Raw genomic sequence first — 360 nt, forward strand, 5'->3', positions numbered from 1 at the left:
GCGGCTGGCGGCCAGGTCACGCACCACCAGCTGGATGTGGTCGATCAGGCGGCCACGGTGCAGTTCCATCGTTTCCATACGAACCTCTTCAAAAAGGGGACGGAGTCGGTAGCGCCGGGGCGGGGCCCGGGCGCGCGCCCCGCGGCCGGCTCAAGGCCCCCCGGCCAGGGCCCGCGCGAACGGGATTTTGGCCCATTCGGGGGGCGCATGGCCGGCCGGCGTTGTGCTGGCGGCGGTCCGGGGCCCGGGGCCCCGGGCCGCCGCTACCGACTCCGTCCCCTTTTTGAAGAGGTTCGTATGGAAACGATGGAACTGCACCGTGGCCGCCTGATCGACCACATCCAGCTGGTGGTGCGTGAC

At 70.8% G+C, this 360-nt stretch carries 1 protein-coding gene and 1 pseudogene; both read right to left on the minus strand.

Annotated elements, in window-relative coordinates:
* Positions 1-78 (minus strand): annotated as a pseudogene (locus RCF13_RS00995) (VOC family protein); the annotation flags it as partial.
* Positions 79-150: 72 nt separating this feature from the next.
* Positions 151-360: hypothetical protein (locus RCF13_RS01000; protein ID WP_308140740.1), on the minus strand; the 210-nt coding region annotated here is incomplete at its 5' end.

It is taken from the genome of Stenotrophomonas maltophilia group sp. RNC7, from assembly GCF_030910085.1.
Taxonomy (GTDB): Bacteria; Pseudomonadota; Gammaproteobacteria; order Xanthomonadales; family Xanthomonadaceae; genus Stenotrophomonas; species Stenotrophomonas sepilia.